General features: G+C 45.7%; 2 tRNA genes and 2 rRNA genes. All 4 read right to left on the reverse strand.

The features are described 5' to 3' along the window. Positions 1-88, reverse strand: a 23S ribosomal RNA gene (locus tag KV201_RS22325); the annotation flags it as partial. A 369-nt stretch (positions 89-457) separates the two neighbouring features. Continuing rightward, positions 458-533, reverse strand: a tRNA-Ala gene (locus KV201_RS22330). 137 nt (positions 534-670) lie between these two features. Next, positions 671-747, reverse strand: a tRNA-Ile gene (locus KV201_RS22335). Between the two features lie 211 nt (positions 748-958). After that, positions 959-1,152: ribosomal RNA gene (locus KV201_RS22340) — 16S ribosomal RNA — on the reverse strand; the annotation flags it as partial.

The raw sequence follows: 1,152 nt of genomic DNA on the forward strand, positions 1-1,152 counted from the left end.
TAGCTCGCCAACGCTTTTCGCAAGTTACTACGTCCTTCATCGCCTCTGACTGCCAAGGCATCCACCGTATACGCTTAGTCGCTTAACCATACAACCCAAATGAGTTTCACTCATCTGAGTCGCATTGCGACCAGCTTGGTTTTACTTGTCTCACTTCTGACCAAAGAAGTGGACGCGCCTTAGACGTGCATCATCTTCTTTCGAAAACAACACACTTTTGAATATTCAAGACACTTAATAAAGTGTTTGAGAACTCATGATGCAAACGTTTCCACGTCTACATCGGTTTGTAAGTAACATGACGACAGACATCATCACGTTACATACTATCAGCTTTCCAAATTGTTAAAGAGCGGGCTTAAAAAAGCCAAAGATAATTTTTAAGTTTATCTTTGGCATCTCTATCCATAGTGCATATGCCTTATTACTTTGCAATAAAGTCAGAATAAGGTGTAAATGGTGGAGCTATGCGGGATCGAACCGCAGACCTCCTGCGTGCAAGGCAGGCGCTCTCCCAGCTGAGCTATAGCCCCATTTACATGCAGTGCGAGTAAGTAAGATGTTCCAAACCTCTAAAGGATTGGTTTGCCAAATCAAGTTATCCGCGGCAAATTAACGCGACGTTTAGTTCACTAAACGAGTGTTAATTTAACAAAGGAGAACGAAGATTTGGTGGGTCAGAGTGGACTTGAACCACCGACCTCACCCTTATCAGGGGTGCGCTCTAACCAGCTGAGCTACAGACCCATCTTTTGATAAACCCATATTCATCTAGAATCACCGACCTCACCCTACTCTTTATGAGGGGATTGGGGTGCTAACCAGCTGAATACAGACCCATCTTTTACTCTTTCTTCTATCAAGCAAATCTGTGTGAACACTCAAAAGGTACACGGATGTACCGAATGTCGAAAATGCAGGAGCATTTTTCGACCAAACATTAAGTTAGTCGTATAGGTAAGGAGGTGATCCAGCCCCAGGTTCCCCTAGGGCTACCTTGTTACGACTTCACCCCAGTCATGAACCACAAAGTGGTGAGCGCCCCCCCGAAGGTTAAGCTACCCACTTCTTTTGCAGCCCACTCCCATGGTGTGACGGGCGGTGTGTACAAGGCCCGGGAACGTATTCACCGTGGCATTCTGATCCACGATT

Source organism: Shewanella sp. SR1 (genome assembly GCF_020447145.1).
GTDB classification, from domain to species: Bacteria; Pseudomonadota; Gammaproteobacteria; order Enterobacterales; family Shewanellaceae; genus Shewanella; species Shewanella baltica.